This window comes from Arthrobacter sp. ERGS1:01 (genome assembly GCF_001281315.1).
Classification (GTDB): Bacteria; Actinomycetota; Actinomycetes; order Actinomycetales; family Micrococcaceae; genus Specibacter.
The window spans coordinates 653,741-669,439 of record NZ_CP012479.1; the positions used below are offsets into that span (position 1 = coordinate 653,741).

The window sequence follows — 15,699 nt, forward strand, 5'->3', positions numbered from 1 at the left end:
CCGGCAACTCGCTGGTTTAGGCCCGGCCTGCCGCCGGCCATGGCCCGCGGGAGGGCATGATGGGGTGCATGAGTGAATCGCTGCCCCTCAATGCCCAGCCCGACGGCGCCCGGCCCACCCAGGGTGGGCCGACCGGCGTCGTCCTGTATGACTGGGGCGTGCGCCCACGGCGGCGGCTGGTCTTTGAGGTGCTGCTGGTCCTGGGCCTCTCGCTGGGGCAGTCGGCCGTGTACTCGGTGGTGCAGCTGATCCAAAAGCTGAGCCAGGCGCCGTTGTCGCAGGGGACCTCAACCCTGAACACCGTGCAAAGCAGCCGCGAGTACTTCGACCTCACGTACCAGCTGCTCGGCATCTTCTTTGCTCTCATTCCGGTGTTCCTGGTGTTCTTCCTGCTGGCGGAGCCCGGAAAATCGGTGTTCCGGCGCATGGGGCTCGATTTCCGGCACCCGGTGCGCGACGGGCTGGGTGCGCTGGGGTTGCTGGTGGTCATCGGGGTTCCCTCGCTGGGGCTTTACGCCGCCGGCCGGGCCTTGGGCGTCACCACTGAAATCATCCCCAGCGCCCTGAACCAGTACTGGTGGACCATTCCGGTGCTGGTGCTGTCGGCCATCCACAACGGCGTGCTGGAGGAGGTGGTCATGGTGGGCTATCTGCTGGGCAGGCTGGAAAAGATCGGGTTCACGCCCATTGCGGCCGTGTTCCTGAGCTCGCTGATTCGCGGCAGCTACCACCTGTACCAGGGGTTCGGGCCGTTCGTGGGCAACTTCCTCATGGGCCTGCTGTTTTGCTGGCTGTACAAGAAATTTGGCCGGGTCGCGCCGCTCGTGGTGGCGCATGCGCTGGTGGACATTGCCGCGTTCACCATGGGCCCGGCCCTCGGGTTCGGGTAACCCACGCGGCCGGTGATCGAGCCTGTCGAGATCCGGCCTCGAAATCTGAGCTGCGAGTTCGCCTGCACTCTTATGCGCAAAACCCGGCCTGGGTTTCGCGCCAGACACTGTTGTGCGCAAAACTCACCGTGAGTCGTGCGTAGAACGTTTCGCGTACCCCGAGCCGGAAACGCAAACGGCACCCGCCCCGCAGGGAGGGTGCCGTTTGGCAGGGCCGAAAATGCTAGATGGTGACAGTTCCGTTTTCGGTCTCAAACGTGACGGACATGATGCCGGGCGTGCCGCGGGGGGCGATCCACTCGACGGAGACGTCCTCCAGCGGCTTCTCCACGGGCTCGCCGAGCCATTCGGTGACGCGCTCGGCACTGCCGGCGATGGTCAGCGAGGAGATGCGCACGGTGCTGGGCCGGGCCAGGGACGGGTGCAGTGAGGGGTCGCCCTCCCACTTGAGCATGTACGGCACCTGCGGGTCGGCGATGAGACCCTTGATGCCGATCTGCTGCCACACGAGCTCCTGGCCGTCGGGGAACTTGCGGTTGCCGGGGACGGCGCTGCGGCCCAGGCGTTCCTCGAACGGGGTAAGGTCGTCCACAGCCACGCACCAGCCCATCCAGCCGCCGCCGGCTGCGGAGCGGGCCCGCACGGCCTGGCCAAACGGGGCCTTGTCCGAGGCCGGGTGGTCAAGGCACTCCACGACCTCCAGGTAATGGTGGTCGGTGAGCGGGATGATCATATTGCGGGTGCCGAATCGCGGGTGGACTCCACCGCGTACTGCATCGACCCCGAGGGCGGTTGCGATTCGCTCCGTGGTGGCAGCCAATCCATCTGATTCACAGGCGTAAGAAACATGATCCATTCGCATGCGTTCATCTTGGCACTTTGTGATGCGCCTCTCGACTTAGCGTGTCCTAAGTCTCATGGGACGTCGGATTTCAGGGCTGCGGGGCAGTCGCGGATCGTGGGGCAGAATTGAACCGTGACTGATTCCGCCTCCACACCCGCCGCCCTCGTCCTGCCCAGCAATGCCGACGTCGAAAATCGCATTATTGCCACGATCGCCGGGGAGCTGGGCGTGCGTGCCGCTCAGGTCCGTGCCGCGATCGGCCTGCTCGACGACGGCGCCAGCGTGCCGTTCATCGCCCGGTACCGCAAGGAAATGACCGGCACGCTCGATGACGCCCAGTTGCGCGACCTCGAGGAACGGTTGCGCTACTTGCGCGAACTCGAGGCCCGGCGCCGGACCGTGCTGGAAACCATCCACGGACTCGGCAAACTCACCGCCTCGCTGCGGGCCGCCGTCGAGGGCGCCGCCACGAAATCCGACCTTGAGGACCTGTACCTGCCGTACAAATCCACGCGCAAGACCAAGGCCGACGCCGCCCGTGAAGCCGGGCTGGAACCGCTCCTTGATTCGTTGCTGGCCAACCCCGCCCTGGCCCCGGCCGTCGCCGCCGACGGATACCTGAACCCGGAGCACGCCGTGGCCTCGGCCGACGACGCGCTGGCCGGTGCCCGCGCCATCCTGATCGAGCGGGCCGGGCAGGACGCCGTCCTCGTCGGGGAGTTGCGCGAACGGCTGTGGAAAACGGGCCGGCTGCGCTCCGCCGTCAAAACCGGAAAGGACGCGGCCGGGGAAAAGTTCAAGGACTACTTTGACTTTGCCCAGCCTCCCCACACGCTGCCCAGCCACCGGATCCTGGCACTGCTGCGCGGCGAGAAGGAAGGCGTGCTGTCCCTGGACCTCGCCGAGGCGGACGTCCGCGACGCCGACGCGGCGGCCCGGGCCCGCGCCGGCTACGAAAACGCCGTGGCGCACTCGCTCGGCATTGCCGAATCCGGCCGGTCTGCCGACACCTGGCTCATGACCGGTGCCCGGCTGGCCTGGCGCACCCGCATCCTGACCCGGCTGTCCGTGGACCTGCGCGTGCGCCTGTTCCAGGCCGCCGAGGAGGAATCCGTGCGCGTCTTTGCCGCCAACCTGCGCGACGTGCTGCTGGCAGCACCCGCCGGAAACCGGGCCACACTGGGCCTTGACCCGGGCCTGCGCACGGGCGTGAAGGTGGCCGTGGTGGACGGTACCGGACAGGTCACCGCCACCGACACCATCTACCCGCACGCCCCCGCCCGCCGCTGGAATGAATCCCTGGCCACGCTCGTGGAACTGGCCCGCAGGCACAAGGTGGAGCTCGTGGCCATCGGCAACGGCACGGCCAGCCGGGAGACCGACAAACTGGCCGCCGAACTCCTGGCCGAGCTCAAGCGCCTCGATCCGTCCGTGCCGGTGGCCAAGTTGGTGGTCTCCGAGGCGGGCGCCTCCGTCTACTCGGCGTCGGCGCTTGCCGGTGCCGAACTGCCCGGCATGGACGTTTCGCTGCGCGGCGCCGTCTCCATTGCCCGCCGCCTCCAGGACCCGCTCGCAGAACTCGTCAAGATCGATCCGAAGTCGATCGGCGTGGGCCAGTACCAGCACGACCTCACCCCGGCCAAGCTGGAACGCTCCCTTGACGCCGTCGTCGAGGACTGCGTGAACGCCGTGGGCGTGGACCTGAACACTGCGTCGCCGGCGCTGCTGGCCAGGGTGGCCGGCGTCGGGCCGTTGCTGAGCGAAAACATCGTGGCGCACCGCAACGAACACGGCCCGTTCGGCAAGCGCCGCGAACTGCTCAAGGTGGCCCGACTGGGTCCCAAGGCGTACGAGCAATGCGCCGGCTTCCTGCGCATCACCGGGGGAGCGGAGCCGCTGGATGCCTCCAGTGTCCACCCCGAGGCGTACGGGGTGGCCCGGAAGATCCTCGCCGCCGCGGGGGCCGCGCCGGCCGAAATCTCCGGCGGCGTGGGCGCCGTGGCCGGCCTGAACCCGGCCGACTTCGTGGACGGCTCATTCGGCCTGCCCACCGTCAAGGACATCGTGGCCGAGCTGCAAAAGCCCGGCCGGGACCCGCGCCCCCGCTTCGAAACGGCGTCATTCACCGACGGCATCGAGAAAATCACCGACCTGCGCCCCGGCATGATCCTGGAGGGCACCGTCTCCAACGTGGCCGCCTTTGGCGCGTTCGTGGACATCGGCGTGCACCAGGACGGTCTGGTCCACGTCTCAGCCATGAGCAACAACTTCGTCTCCGACCCGCACTCCGTGGTCAAGTCCGGCCAGGTGGTGCGCGTGAAGGTCCTGGAGGTGGAGCCCGAGCGCAAGCGCATCTCCCTCACCCTGCGCCTGGATGACGAGGCCGCAAGCCCCGGGAACGACGCCGGCTCCCGAGCCCCGGGACGCAAGCCGGGGAAGCCCGTGGAGGAGCCGCGCGAAGGCCGGCGACCCGGACAAGACCGGTCTCGACAAGACCGGTCTCGACAAGCCCGACCGGCAGGCGGACAGTCGCGAACTCCGCAGGCGGCACCCGCACCGGCCAACACGGCCATGGCCGAGGCGCTGCGCCGCGCGGGACTGGGAAAGAAGGGCTAGGCGTCTATCGAGGGGGAAATGGCGCATCTTCGGCTGGAAGTTCGACATTTTCCCCTCTTGGACTGCATTTTCAAGCACTTCTTCGGCAGAAGTCATAAAGCCGTCACAATCTTGCACGGGCGGCGGGGTATCTCCCACACTGGAAACAGGTCATGAGTGTCAGCGACAAGCCCCGGCTCGCTGACCGGCAACCCTCCACCGCGGTGGGGTGCCCCGGGTGAAGACCTGGCACTGGGCCGTCCGGCCGCAGTGCAAGCGCGGGCCGCAGCGACAGCAGGCCCACCCGTCGATGACCGACGCATGGTGGGCCTTGTCATTGCCGGCCTCTAGTGTGAAGGAATCTTCCCATGAACAATGCCTGGTCCTTTGAAACCCGCCAGATCCATGTAGGCCAGGAGCCCGATGCCGCCACCGGTGCGCGGGCCCTGCCGATCTACCAGACCTCATCCTTCGTGTTCCCGTCGGCCGAAAGCGCCGCCGCACGCTTCGCCCTGGCCGAGCTGGAACCCATCTACACCCGCATCGGCAACCCCACGCAGGACGCCGTGGAACAGCGGATCGCCAGCCTCGAAGGCGGTGTGGCCGCCCTGCTGCTGTCCTCCGGCCAGGCCGCCACCACGTTCGCCATCCTGAACCTGGCCCAGGCCGGGGACCACATCGTCTCCAGCCCCAGCATCTACGGCGGCACCTACAACCTGCTGGCGCACAGCCTCAAGCGTCTGGGCATCGAGGTCACGTTCGTCGCCGACCCCGACAACCTGGACGAATGGCGCGCCGCCGTCCGCCCCAACACCAAGGCATTCTTCGGCGAAGTGGTCTCCAACCCGCGCCAGGACGTGCTGGACCTGGAAAACATCAGCGCGATCGCCCACGAGGCCGGCGTGCCGCTGCTCGTGGACAACACCCTGGCCACCCCGTACCTGATCCGCCCGCTGGAATGGGGCGCGGACATCGTCATCCACTCCGCCACCAAGTACCTGGGCGGCCACGGCAGCGCGATTGCCGGCGTGATCGTCGACGGCGGCAAGTTCGACTTCGCGGCCGATCCGGAGAAGTTCCCCGGCTTCAACACCCCCGACGTGACTTACAACGGCCTGGTCTACGCCCGTGACCTTGGCGTCGGCAGCGCGCTGGGCGCCAACCTCGCCTACATCCTCAAGGCCCGCGTTCAGCTCCTGCGTGACCTCGGCTCCGCCGTCGCCCCCTTCAACGCGTTCCTGATCGCCCAGGGCATCGAGACGCTGAGCCTGCGCGTGGACCGCCACGTCAGCAACGCCGTCGCCGTCGCCACCTGGCTGGAGGAAAACGAGAACGTCGAGGCCGTGGCCTACGCCGGGATCCCGTCCAGCCCGTGGTTTGAGCGCGGCCGCAAGTACGGCCCCAAGGGCACCGGCGCCGTCATCGCCTTCGACATCAAGGGCGGTGCCGAGGCCGGCAAGCGCTTCGTGGACGGCCTGGAACTGCACTCGCACGTTGCCAACATCGGCGACGTCCGCTCGCTGGTGATCCACCCGGCATCCACCACGCACGCCCAGCTGTCCCCGGAGGAGCAGCTCGCAGCAGGTGTCCGCCCGGGCCTGGTGCGCCTGTCCGTGGGCCTCGAAGGCATCGAGGACATCCTGGCCGACCTCGAAGCCGGGTTCCGCGCAGCAAAATCGGCGTGACCCCCGTGGGCCTGACAGCAGCGGAGCGGGACGTGTTTTCCCCAGACATTGAAACAGGCGGCCCCGAACCGGTAGGTGAGGAATTCTCGGCCGCCGTGGGCCAGGGTGGCGGCGTGCTGCGCTCGGTAGGCATCGGCGCGCTGCCACTGGAAGCCGGGGGGGTGCTGCCCCAGGTCACCATGGCCTTTGAATGCTGGGGCACCCTGAACGCGGCCGGCAACAACGCCGTGCTCATCCAGCACGCACTCACCGGAAGCACCCACGTCAGTCGCGGGGACTCCGAGGAGGACGGCTGGTGGGAAGGCCTGGTGGGCCCGGGCTCGGTCATCGACACCGAAAAGTACTTCGTGGTGGCCGCCAACATGCTTGGCGGCTGCTACGGCACCACCGGTCCGTCCAGCATTGCCGACGACGGCGCCCCCTACGGCTCCCGGTTCCCGTTCGTGACCATCCGTGACTCCGTCCAGGCGGAGGCCCGGCTGGCCGAGCGGCTGGGCATCAGCAAGTGGCATGCCGTCGTTGGCGGTTCCATGGGCGGCGCCAGGGCACTGGAGTGGGCGGTATCGTTCCCGGAGCGCGTGCGGCGCTGCGCCGTCGTGGCGTCCTGTGCCGCAAGTACGGCGGAGCAGATCGCCTTCGCCCAGGCGCAGGTGCTGGCCATCCGCCAGGACCCGCACTTTGCCGGCGGCGACTACTACGACGGCGCCGCCCCCACCGCGGGCTTGGGGCTGGCACGGCGGATCGCCCACATCACCTACCGCTCCGAGGCGGAGATGGGGGCACGGTTTGGACGCTCAGTCCAGCCCGGGGAGGACCCGCTCAGCCACGGCCGGCTGCGCCCCGCCGCGGGCGGCTCCGTGCAGGACCGGTACCAGGTGGAAAGCTACCTTGACCACCAGGCCCGCAAGCTCGTCAGCCGCTTCGACGCCAACAGCTACATCGCCATCACCGAGGCGCTCATGAGCCACGACGTCGCCCGCGACCGCGGCACCCTGCAGGACGCCCTGGCGCGCACCGCCGGCGTGGAATTCCTGGTGGCCGCCGTCAACAGCGACCGCCTCTACTTCCCGGCCCAATCCGAGGAACTGGCCGCCGCCCTGCCCGGCGACGTCACCGTCCGCCGGATCGACTCGGGGATCGGGCACGACGGGTTCCTGACCGAGGTAGGCGCCGTCGGCGAACTGCTGCGGGAATCGTTCTTCACCCGGTAGCAGCAGGGCTCAATTTTTGGGCCGGTGCCCGCACCGCGCCACACACGACTCCGTCGGTGTGTCCGCGGCGACGCCCGCCACACCGCCGGCCCCAAAAATTGAGCCCTGCGGTGGTCCGGCTACGGGAAATTTCCGCGGCGGTTGCCTAGAAGTTCTTGAAGATGGCCTCGCGGTGGGCGGCGTACTGGTCGGCCGTGACCTGGCCGCTGCGGCGGGCGGCGTCGAGGGCGTCCAGCTGGCGTTTGAGCTCGGCCTCCGCGCGCATGCGCTCGTTGGCGAATCCGGCGCCCTGCTGGCCGTGCAGGGTGCCCGGGGTGTTCATCGGAATTCCGTTGAGCAGCGTGCCCACGTACGGGGCGCCGGGCTGCGGGCGGGCCGTGCCGTTTTGCCGGGAGCCGTTTTGCTGGGGCCGGCCAGGCTGTTGATGGTTGACGGGCTGGGAGACGCCCGGGGTGGGCGGCTGGTTTGCCCGCCGCCGCCGGTTCGTGGCCTTCATGAAATTGACCACGAGGATCACACCCACCACAACGAGCACGATCCATGGTTGGAGGGACGCCGTATTAAAGGATGACGCGGCAACATCATTGGCCGCCACCGGGTCGAGCACACTAAGCACAACGCACCTCTTCTTGCCGTCAAGGCGCCGATACCAGCGCCTCTTCCCATCCTAGTCCGCTTGCCGCTCCCCGGAGCCGAGGTCCACCGCCGGCAACAGCACGCCGTCGATCATCGAGATCAAAAACTCCCTGTCCACGGGCTTCTTGAGCACTAGAACGCGGAAGGCGGCCATGGCGGGCGTGACGAGCGAAAGCATTTCGACGTCGAGGGTGTCGGCGATCTCCCCGCGCGCCACGGCGCGGCCCATGAACACCCGGTTCACGGCCACCCTGGGTTCGACGATGGTCGCGGTGGCCGCCTCCATCAACTCCGGGGAGCGGCTGAGCATCGACATGAGCCCGGCCATGATCTGCAGCTTGCGCTCATTCGCCTCAATGGAGTGCGGCTTGATCATGGCCACCAGGTCCCCGCGCAACGTCCCGGTGTCCGGCAGGTGTGCGGGGTCGGTGTCGCCCATCTTCAGGCAGGCGACGGCGTCCAACACGAGTTCCGCCTTTGACGGCCAGCGGCGGTACAGCGTGGCCTTGCCGGCCTTGGCCCGCGCCGCCACCATGTCAATGGTCATGCCGTCGTAGCCCGTCTCGGCAAGGACCGCCAGGGCGGCCTCGAGGATTTCCGGATCACGCGTGTGGTCGCGCTTGCGGCCCAGCTTGACGGGCTCGCACGTGGCCGGGTCGGCAGCTCGGTCCTGGCTCGGCCCGGGCTGGTCGCTGAGGCGCGGTTGCGTCATCGCGGAGGACTCCTTTGCACCGGAAAAATAGCCGGCTGTTAATATCGTGTTAATTCTGAAACCAAGCATATCCGAAACTATGCAGTGTCGTATATAGTGTCGCTTATGTCCCATATTTCAACCCTTGCCCCGGGTCCGGGCAACGCTCCAGCCGTGTCCTCACGCCGCTGGTGGACCCTGACCACGGTTGCCCTGGCGCAGCTGATGGTCGTGTTGGATTCGACAGTCGTCAACATCGCACTGCCGTCGGCGCAGCGCGATCTCGGCTTCACCAACGGTGACCGCCAATGGATCATCACCGCGTATTCGCTGGCCTTCGGCAGCCTGCTGCTGCTCGGCGGCCGGCTCTCCGACCTGATGGGCCGCAAACGCACCTTCATCATCGGCCTGATCGGCTTCGCGGGAGCCTCGGCCCTGGGCGGTGCCGCCGGCAGCTTCGGCATGCTGGTGTTCGCCCGTGCCCTGCAGGGTGCCTTCGGCGCATTGCTGGCCCCGACGGCGCTGGCCGTGCTGACCACCACGTTCACCATCCCCAAGGAACGCGCCCGCGCCTTCGGTGTGTTTGGCGCCATCGCCGGTGCCGGCGGCGCCGTGGGCCTGTTGCTCGGCGGCTTCCTGACCGAGGACTTCAACTGGCGCTGGAACCTGTACATCAACGTCTTCATCGCCATCTTTGCCGTGATTGGCGCCAGCATCTTCGTCAGCCACACAACGCATGAGGGTCCGCGTCCGAAGCTCGACATCCCCGGCACCGTCCTGGTCTCCGGTGCGCTCTTCGGCCTGGTGTACGGCTTCTCCAACGCCGAAACCGACGGCTGGCACGCACCGCAAACCTGGGGCATGCTGGTGGCTGCGGGTGTCCTGCTGGTCGCCTTCGTGCTCTGGCAGCGCCGCGCCGCCCACCCGATCCTGCCGCTGCACATCATCCTTGACCGCAACCGCGGCGCCGCCTATTCCTCGGTGGTGATCGCCGGTGCCGGCATGTTCGGCATCTTCTTGTTCGTCACCTACTACGTCCAGTCCTCGCTGCACTATTCACCCATCCAGACGGGCGTGGGCTTCCTGCCCATGATCCTCATGCTGGTCCTGGCCGCGCAGCTGTCGACGAACATCTTCCTGCCACGGTTCGGCCCCAAGGTCATGGTCCCGTTCGGCATGATCCTGGCCACCATCGGCATGGTCTACCTGACCCGGCTGGGCCTGGACAGCACCTATGCCAAGGACCTCCTGCCGCCGCTGATGATCCTCGGCTTCGGCATGGGCTCCATCATGCCGGCGTCCATCCAGACCGCCACCTACGGGGTCGACCGCCAGTTCGCCGGCGTCGCCTCCGCCCTCGTCAACACGAGCCAGCAGGTGGGCGGTTCCATCGGCACGGCACTGCTGAACACCCTGGCTGCCACGGCCGCCACGAACTACGTGGCCTCGCACCTGCCGCCCACCGCGGAGGTGGCGGCCCAGGCGGCCGTCCACAGCTATGCCGTGGCGTATTGGTGGGGCGCCGGCTTCTTCGCCCTGGGCGCGGTCATGGCCGCGCTGCTGTTCCGGCGGCGCGGGCAGGGGCAGTCGCTGCACCACGAGCACGTGGAGTCCGGCAGCCAAACGGACACCGTCTATAACAACGACGACGACGGCGAACGGGTGAGCGCGGGCGTCCACGCCGACGCCAGTGCCCCCGTGGACGGTGCCGGCGGTCCCGCCGATGAAGGGTCCGAACCCGATCACTTGGGCCGCCACCGGGCCTAGGTGTTCCAGACCCGCCTCCTACCGGGGTCGCGACCCCGACAGGAGGCGGGCTGCGGGTGTATTGCCGGCGTATGGAAAAGCGCATACCTCCCGGCAACCGCCGACCGCCTTCAATGAAGGCATGGACCACAACGATTCCCCGTCACTTCCGCAGCTCCGTGGCCGCAGGATCGCGCTAACCGCGCTGACTGCGCTGGCGGTCCTCACCGCCGCGCTGCTTGCCGCCGCGATCGTCCCGGGGACCCTGGCGCACAGGGTGCTGACCATGCCCGTCCGCGGCGGCCGGCACGGCTTGTTCGGCACGGTCAACGGCATCGCGCTGTTAACGGTGGCTGCCCTGCCGTTTGCAGTCCTTGCAGCGTGGGTCCTGGCCCGCCGTCGGCGTTCCGCCGGAACCGCACAGCCATGGCGGATGTCCCTGGCGGAGGTGGGCTTGGTCTACGGGACCCTGCCGACGGTTTGGCTCACCCTGCTTCCGGGCAGCCGAGCCGGCGAGGTATCCGGGCGGGTCAGCCTGGTGCCGTTCCAAGACATCCACACGCTCCTTGGGGCCGGGCCGGCGACGGCGACATTCCAGATCGGCGGGAACCTGCTGGTGCTTGCCGCGCTGGGATTCTTTGCCCCGTTGAGATTCCGGGCGCTGGCATCGCTGCCGCGCATGCTGGCACTGGGGGCGGGCTGCTCGATCCTCATCGAGACCGCCCAGTATGTCCTGCGTCTGGACCGCGTCTCCTCGGTGGACGACGTCCTGCTCAACGCCGCGGGTGCGGGGCTTGCGGCGCTGGCGTCGCGCCGCTGGTGGGCAGCTCGACGGTAACGCATAAGCCGCCCGCCGGGCGCGGGGTGATGGAGAGGCTCCCGTTGTGGGCCTCGGTGATGCTTTTGACGATGGCCAGGCCAAGTCCGACGCCTGCATGATCGCTGCGGATGCGGTCAGAGCCGCGCTTGAACGGTTCGGTGAGGCTCGCAAGCAACTGGTGGGAAACCGGCTCGCCGCTGTTTTCCACCATGAGCACCACCGACCCCGGGCGGACCGCGGTGGCCGCCCACACGGAGCCGCCGTCGGGCACATTGTGCACGATTGCGTTGTGCAGGAGATTCGTCGTCAGCTGGAGCAGCAGTGAGCGGGATCCCGACGTGGGAGCCTGTTCGCCCGAGGCGTTGATCGTGACCCCGCGCTTCTCGGCGAGCGGGAGCAGGGTTTCGGCGGCCTCCTCCACCAGAAGGGACAGATCGACGGCGTCGAGGCTGAAGGACTTTTGCTCGGCGCGGCTGAGCACCAGGAGCGCCTCGGTGAGGTCGATCGCCCGGGCGTTGACGGCGTGCAGGCGCTCGACGAGTTTGCCGGGGTCGGCCGCCGGATCGTTGCGGGCCACCTCCAGCAGCGTCTGCGTGATTGCCAGCGGGGTGCGCAGCTCGTGGGAGGCGTTCGCGGCAAATCTGCGCTGTTCGGCAACGTGCGCGTCGAGGCGCGCGAGCATGGTGTCGAAGGCGTCGGCGAGTTCGCGGAACTCGTCCCGGCTCCCTTCCAGCCAGATGCGGTGGGAGAGTGAACCTTCCGCGGCCTTGCGTGCGGCGGAGGTGATGCGGCCCAGCGGGGCCAGCATGCGGCCGGCGAGGAGCCAGCCGCCCAGGATGCCGAACACCAACAGGAACGCCAGCGCCCAGCTTGCCGCGGGAGTGAATGCGCGCACCAGGTCGTCGCGGCCGGGGGAGAAGCCTGCCTGGCTGCTGCTTGCCGCGTGCGGCACATAGCGCAGGAGGAATACCCAGACGACGGCGAGCAGCAGGATACCGGCCAGCATGAGGAATCCGGCGTAGCTGAGGGTGAGCTTGACGCGGACGCTCAACCCGGGTGCCCTATCCATGGCCCCGTCCTTCCCGGGCGGTGTCCGGGGCCGCATCAATGCGGTAGCCAACCCCGGGGACCGTGGCGATGAGCCACGGTTCGCCAAGCCGCTTGCGCAAGGCGGAGACCGTGATCCGGACGGCGTTGGTGAACGGGTCCGCGTTCTCGTCCCAGGCACGCTCCAGCAGTTCCTCGGCGCTGATGACGCCGCCGTCGGCCGCGACAAGGACCTCAAGGACCGCGAACTGCTTCCTGGTCAACGCGACGTAGCGACCGTCGCGAAAGACCTCCCGGCGAAACGGGTCCAGGCGGAGTCCTGCGATCTCGCTGACCGGGGGCCTGGCGTGTGCGCGCCTGCGGTCCAGCGCTCGCAGCCGCATCACGAGCTCGCGCAGCTCGAACGGTTTGGTGAGGTAGTCGTCGGCGCCAAGCTCGAACCCCGAGGCCTTGTCATCAATCCTGTCGGCGGCGGTGAGCATCAGGATCGGGATGCCGCTGCCGGAGGCGACGATCCGGCGGGCAATCTCGTCTCCGGACGGCCCCGGGATGTCGCGGTCCAGGATGGCCAGGTCATAGGAGTTGAGGTCCAGCAGTTCAATGGCTGCGTTTCCGTCCCCGGCAATGTCGGCCGCGATCGCCTCCAGCCGCAGGCCGTCGCGGATGGCTTCGGACATGAAGGGTTCGTCCTCGACGATCAACACACGCATACCTCGATGCTACGGGGCGCGGCATATCGAAAGCATATTAAAAAACGTGTACGCAACGGCAACACCGCGCGGCCTTCACTGGAAAAATGAACTACGGCAAATCAGCACGGCCAGCGGCCCGTCGCACCCGTTTGTGGATCCTCGTCGTCGTCCTGGGCGGGGCGCTCATCGCTGCCGGGACGTCGGCAGCCGGGTTCCTGGGCCGGGCCACGGGGCCGGCGGACGGCGTCGTCCCCGACGGAACAACTGTTTTCGACGACGGTGTTCCGGCCGTGGCCAAGCTCAACCCGGCCCTGCTCGGTGCGCTCCGCAGCGCGGCAACGGACGCCGCCGGCAGTGGTGTCACGTTCTACGTCAGCAGCGGCTGGCGTTCGCCGAAGTATCAGGAAAAGCTGCTGCACGAGGCCGTTTCCGACTACGGCTCCGAGGCCGAAGCCGCCCGCTGGGTGGCCACCGCCGAGACCTCGGCCCACGTGGCGGGCGACGCGGTCGACGTCGGGGGCGCCGATGCGGCCTCGTGGCTGGCACGGCACGGAGCCGGGTACGGGCTGTGCCAGGTCTACGCCAATGAGTCCTGGCACTATGAACTGCGCCCCGAAGCGGCACGGAAGGGCTGCCCGCCCATGTATGCCGACCCCACCGCGGACCCCAGGATGCGCCAGTGAACGGTGCCCCCTGTTAGCCGCCCGCGACCGGCGGAAGGCCGTCGCCAAAGACGGGGGCCGGGGTGGGCCGTTTCGGCGAGATGCCGTGGCCGGAGGACTGGTGGCGGAGCCGGCGCAGCACCCACGGCACCAGGAACTCCCGGGCCCACACCAGGTCCTCGGCCCGGGCCGTCTGCCACTTTTGCGGGGGCAGCGGCGGCACCACGGCCGGCACCAGGGAATGGGGCACGTTCAGCGCGTTCAGGGCCATGATGGTGATCGTGTGGTGGCCCAGCGGGGCAAAGTGCAGCCGGTCCTCGGCCCACATCTGCGGGGCCGTCAACTCCCGCATCGACCACATGTCCGCCACGACGGCGTCGTGCCGGGCGGCGATGGTGCGCAGGTTCTCGTTGTAGATCGCCACGCGCCCGCGCACCATGCCAAGGACGGGGGTGTCGCGGATGTCGGGGCCATTGAACAGCAATACCGTTGAGCCGCCGGCCGTCATCTTGCCGACCGCGGCATCGAGCCGTTCGGCCAGGGCATCGGGATCCGAGCCGGGGCGGATAAGGTCGTTGCCGCCGGCGGAAATGCTGATGAGGTCCGGTTTGAGCGCCAACGCCGGCTCAAGCTGTTCGTCCAGGATTTGGCCCAGGAGCCGGCCGCGGATGGCCAGGTTGGCGTACCTGAAGTCGTCCCGGTCCCGGCTTAGCTCCTCCGCGAGGCGGTCGGCCCAGCCGCGGAAACCGCCGGGACTGCTCGGTTCGGGGTCGCCGATGCCTTCCGTGAAGGAGTCGCCCATGGCGACATAGCGGCTCCAGGGATGCCTGGGTGCGGCCTCGGCTGCGGTTGGACGTTCATTTTCGGGTGCCGTTGATTCACTCACCTTCCCATCCTGCCCGCTGACGGGCCGCTTGCGCCACCGCAGCTTCCGCCAACCGCCGCGCGGCATGAAAAGATGGGGGCATGAGCCAAACCCCCACCGTCTTGTGGTCCCGTCCCGAAATTGAACGCCCCGGCACACCCCTGCTGGTCATGTTCCACGGCTACGGCGCCGACGAAGCCGACCTCTTCGGCCTGGCCGCACAGCTTCCCGCCGACTTCACCGTGGCGTCCGTGCAGGGCCCCCTGCAGGCAGGCCCGGGCCGTGCCTGGTTCCCGCTGGGCACCGACCTTTCCTACTCCCTGGACTCCGTGACGGAGGCGGCCGCCGACGTCGAGGCCTGGCTGGACACCGTCCGCGGCGACTACAGCTCGGTGACGCTGCTGGGCTTCTCGCAGGGCATGTGCATGGCCACCACCTTGCTGCGGCACCGGCCCGCGGACTATGCCGCCGTCGTCGGCCTGTCGGGTTTCGTGGTGGACGACGAAGGCAACCCGTTCTTCGACGACGCCGCCGTCGCAGCCGCCAAGCCCGAGCTCTTCTGGGGCCGGGACCAGGCCGATCCCGTCATCCCCGAGGCCTCCGTGGAGTTCACCAACACCTGGATGCGCGCCCACGTGTCGTTGACCAAGGTGCTGTACACGGGCATCTGGCACGGCATCAACGCCCAGGAGATGGCCCACGTCAGCGAGTTCCTGCAGTACAAGGTGCTGAAGTAACAGCCGCAAAGTTCCTTAAACGACGTTCGACGGCGGCACCTAACGTGCCGCCGTCGAACGTTTAACTGCTGGTGCGAGCGTTACTGCCCGGTGCGGATGCGCACCGTTTCGCCGTTGAGGGTGACGGTGTCCCCGTCGTGAAGCTGGCGGCCGCGGCGTTCGTCGATCTCGCCGTTGACCTTCACCATGCCGTTCTTGATCAGCTCGGCAGCCTCCACGCCGTCCTCCACCAGGCTGGCCAGCTTGAGCAGCTGGCCCAGGCGGATCATGTCGTCGCGGATGGGGATGTCAATGATCTCGTGTGAACTCATGGCTCAATTGTGCCGCACGCGGGGCCGTTGTCCCGCGCCGCACCCCATCTACGGGTTGCGCCGGCCCTCGACGGCGGGCGGCGCCGACATCTGCGTGATTCGAAGAAGGCCCGCGAGCATGGCCGCGATACCGTGGGGAACGCATTGACAGTTCACGAGGAGGTCCGCTTGCCTGCCGACCACAGCACCGCAGGGGACGCCGGAGTCCACGGCACCCGGGGCGGTACAAGCCCCGCCCAACGCAGGGTTGCCGGCCGGCCCCACCCC

General features: G+C 68.2%; 15 protein-coding genes and 1 riboswitch. Of the genes, 8 read left to right on the top strand and 7 right to left on the bottom strand.

Annotated elements, in window-relative coordinates:
* Window positions 1-68 precede the first annotated feature (68 nt).
* Window positions 69-890 carry a CPBP family intramembrane glutamic endopeptidase gene (locus AL755_RS06775; protein ID WP_082368980.1) on the top strand — a complete coding sequence of 274 codons (822 nt, stop codon included), beginning with the start codon at window positions 69-71 and terminating at the stop codon, window positions 888-890.
* A gap of 223 nt (window positions 891-1,113) precedes the next feature.
* On the opposite strand, the gene AL755_RS06780 is transcribed toward AL755_RS06775, so the two are convergent.
* A complete protein-coding gene (locus AL755_RS06780; protein ID WP_054010356.1) occupies window positions 1,114-1,752 on the bottom strand; it encodes a VOC family protein in 639 nt (212 codons plus the stop codon).
* 114 nt (window positions 1,753-1,866) lie between these two features.
* Here AL755_RS06780 and AL755_RS06785 point away from each other — a divergent pair, with 114 nt between their 5' ends.
* From AL755_RS06785 to metX, 3 genes are all read left to right on the top strand, one after another.
* Window positions 1,867-4,350, top strand: a complete 2,484-nt coding sequence (locus AL755_RS06785; protein ID WP_054010357.1) for a Tex family protein — start codon at window positions 1,867-1,869, stop codon at window positions 4,348-4,350.
* A 148-nt stretch (window positions 4,351-4,498) separates the two neighbouring features.
* A riboswitch (SAM riboswitch) is annotated at window positions 4,499-4,614 on the top strand.
* An 83-nt stretch (window positions 4,615-4,697) separates the two neighbouring features.
* Complete coding sequence (locus AL755_RS06790; RefSeq protein ID WP_054010358.1) at window positions 4,698-6,014, top strand: bifunctional o-acetylhomoserine/o-acetylserine sulfhydrylase; 1,317 nt, start codon at window positions 4,698-4,700, stop codon at window positions 6,012-6,014.
* Window positions 6,015-6,109: 95 nt separating this feature from the next.
* Window positions 6,110-7,225 carry a homoserine O-acetyltransferase MetX gene (metX, locus tag AL755_RS06795; protein ID WP_054012912.1) on the top strand — a complete coding sequence of 372 codons (1,116 nt, stop codon included), beginning with the start codon at window positions 6,110-6,112 and terminating at the stop codon, window positions 7,223-7,225.
* 145 nt (window positions 7,226-7,370) lie between these two features.
* Here metX and AL755_RS06800 read toward each other — a convergent pair whose 3' ends face one another.
* Both AL755_RS06800 and AL755_RS06805 read right to left on the bottom strand, forming a co-directional pair.
* Entirely contained in the window at window positions 7,371-7,841 is a 471-nt protein-coding gene (locus tag AL755_RS06800) for a DUF6479 family protein (protein WP_150117063.1), read from the bottom strand.
* 51 nt (window positions 7,842-7,892) lie between these two features.
* Window positions 7,893-8,573 (bottom strand): TetR/AcrR family transcriptional regulator, encoded by a 681-nt coding sequence (locus tag AL755_RS06805; protein WP_054010360.1) that lies wholly within the window; start codon window positions 8,571-8,573, stop codon window positions 7,893-7,895.
* 105 nt (window positions 8,574-8,678) lie between these two features.
* Between AL755_RS06805 and AL755_RS06810 the strand changes: the two genes are divergently transcribed.
* Window positions 8,679-10,319 (top strand): MFS transporter, encoded by a 1,641-nt coding sequence (locus AL755_RS06810; RefSeq protein WP_192841654.1) that lies wholly within the window; start codon window positions 8,679-8,681, stop codon window positions 10,317-10,319.
* Between the two features lie 121 nt (window positions 10,320-10,440).
* Entirely contained in the window at window positions 10,441-11,136 is a 696-nt protein-coding gene (locus AL755_RS06815; protein ID WP_082368982.1) for a VanZ family protein, read from the top strand.
* Here AL755_RS06815 and AL755_RS06820 read toward each other — a convergent pair.
* Both AL755_RS06820 and AL755_RS06825 read right to left on the bottom strand, forming a co-directional pair.
* Window positions 11,072-12,187: a sensor histidine kinase gene (locus tag AL755_RS06820; RefSeq protein ID WP_054010361.1), complete on the bottom strand. Its 1,116-nt coding sequence runs from the start codon at window positions 12,185-12,187 to the stop codon at window positions 11,072-11,074. The genes AL755_RS06815 and AL755_RS06820 overlap by 65 nt on opposite strands.
* Entirely contained in the window at window positions 12,180-12,875 is a 696-nt protein-coding gene (locus AL755_RS06825; protein WP_054010362.1) for a response regulator transcription factor, read from the bottom strand. The genes AL755_RS06820 and AL755_RS06825 overlap by 8 nt, the downstream gene beginning before the upstream one ends.
* A gap of 86 nt (window positions 12,876-12,961) precedes the next feature.
* Here AL755_RS06825 and AL755_RS06830 point away from each other — a divergent pair, with 86 nt between their 5' ends.
* Window positions 12,962-13,540: a M15 family metallopeptidase gene (locus AL755_RS06830; RefSeq protein WP_082368983.1), complete on the top strand. Its 579-nt coding sequence runs from the start codon at window positions 12,962-12,964 to the stop codon at window positions 13,538-13,540.
* A 13-nt stretch (window positions 13,541-13,553) separates the two neighbouring features.
* On the opposite strand, the gene AL755_RS06835 is transcribed toward AL755_RS06830, so the two are convergent.
* Window positions 13,554-14,321: an SGNH/GDSL hydrolase family protein gene (locus AL755_RS06835; protein ID WP_082368984.1), complete on the bottom strand. Its 768-nt coding sequence runs from the start codon at window positions 14,319-14,321 to the stop codon at window positions 13,554-13,556.
* 164 nt (window positions 14,322-14,485) lie between these two features.
* Between AL755_RS06835 and AL755_RS06840 the strand changes: the two genes are divergently transcribed.
* Window positions 14,486-15,121, top strand: coding sequence for an alpha/beta hydrolase (locus tag AL755_RS06840; RefSeq protein ID WP_054010364.1), 636 nt, complete (start codon window positions 14,486-14,488; stop codon window positions 15,119-15,121).
* Between the two features lie 80 nt (window positions 15,122-15,201).
* Here AL755_RS06840 and AL755_RS06845 read toward each other — a convergent pair whose 3' ends face one another.
* Window positions 15,202-15,432 (bottom strand): RNA-binding S4 domain-containing protein, encoded by a 231-nt coding sequence (locus AL755_RS06845; RefSeq protein ID WP_054010365.1) that lies wholly within the window; start codon window positions 15,430-15,432, stop codon window positions 15,202-15,204.
* Window positions 15,433-15,699: the final 267 nt, after the last annotated feature.

Bases quoted from the DNA above. Each gene is read 5' to 3' on its own strand.
- AL755_RS06845 (WP_054010365.1), bottom strand. From the start codon at position 15,432: ATGAGTTCACACGAGATCATTGACATCCCCATCCGCGACGACATGATC.
- AL755_RS06835 (WP_082368984.1), bottom strand. From the start codon at position 14,321: ATGGGCGACTCCTTCACGGAAGGCATCGGCGACCCCGAACCGAGCAGT.
- AL755_RS06810 (WP_192841654.1), top strand. From the start codon at position 8,679: ATGTCCCATATTTCAACCCTTGCCCCGGGTCCGGGCAACGCTCCAGCC.
- AL755_RS06790 (WP_054010358.1), top strand. From the start codon at position 4,698: ATGAACAATGCCTGGTCCTTTGAAACCCGCCAGATCCATGTAGGCCAG.
- AL755_RS06840 (WP_054010364.1), top strand. From the start codon at position 14,486: ATGAGCCAAACCCCCACCGTCTTGTGGTCCCGTCCCGAAATTGAACGC.
- AL755_RS06780 (WP_054010356.1), bottom strand. From the start codon at position 1,752: ATGCGAATGGATCATGTTTCTTACGCCTGTGAATCAGATGGATTGGCT.
- AL755_RS06805 (WP_054010360.1), bottom strand. From the start codon at position 8,573: ATGACGCAACCGCGCCTCAGCGACCAGCCCGGGCCGAGCCAGGACCGA.
- AL755_RS06820 (WP_054010361.1), bottom strand. From the start codon at position 12,187: ATGGATAGGGCACCCGGGTTGAGCGTCCGCGTCAAGCTCACCCTCAGC.
- AL755_RS06815 (WP_082368982.1), top strand. From the start codon at position 10,441: ATGGACCACAACGATTCCCCGTCACTTCCGCAGCTCCGTGGCCGCAGG.
- AL755_RS06775 (WP_082368980.1), top strand. From the start codon at position 69: ATGAGTGAATCGCTGCCCCTCAATGCCCAGCCCGACGGCGCCCGGCCC.
- AL755_RS06825 (WP_054010362.1), bottom strand. From the start codon at position 12,875: ATGCGTGTGTTGATCGTCGAGGACGAACCCTTCATGTCCGAAGCCATC.
- AL755_RS06830 (WP_082368983.1), top strand. From the start codon at position 12,962: ATGAACTACGGCAAATCAGCACGGCCAGCGGCCCGTCGCACCCGTTTG.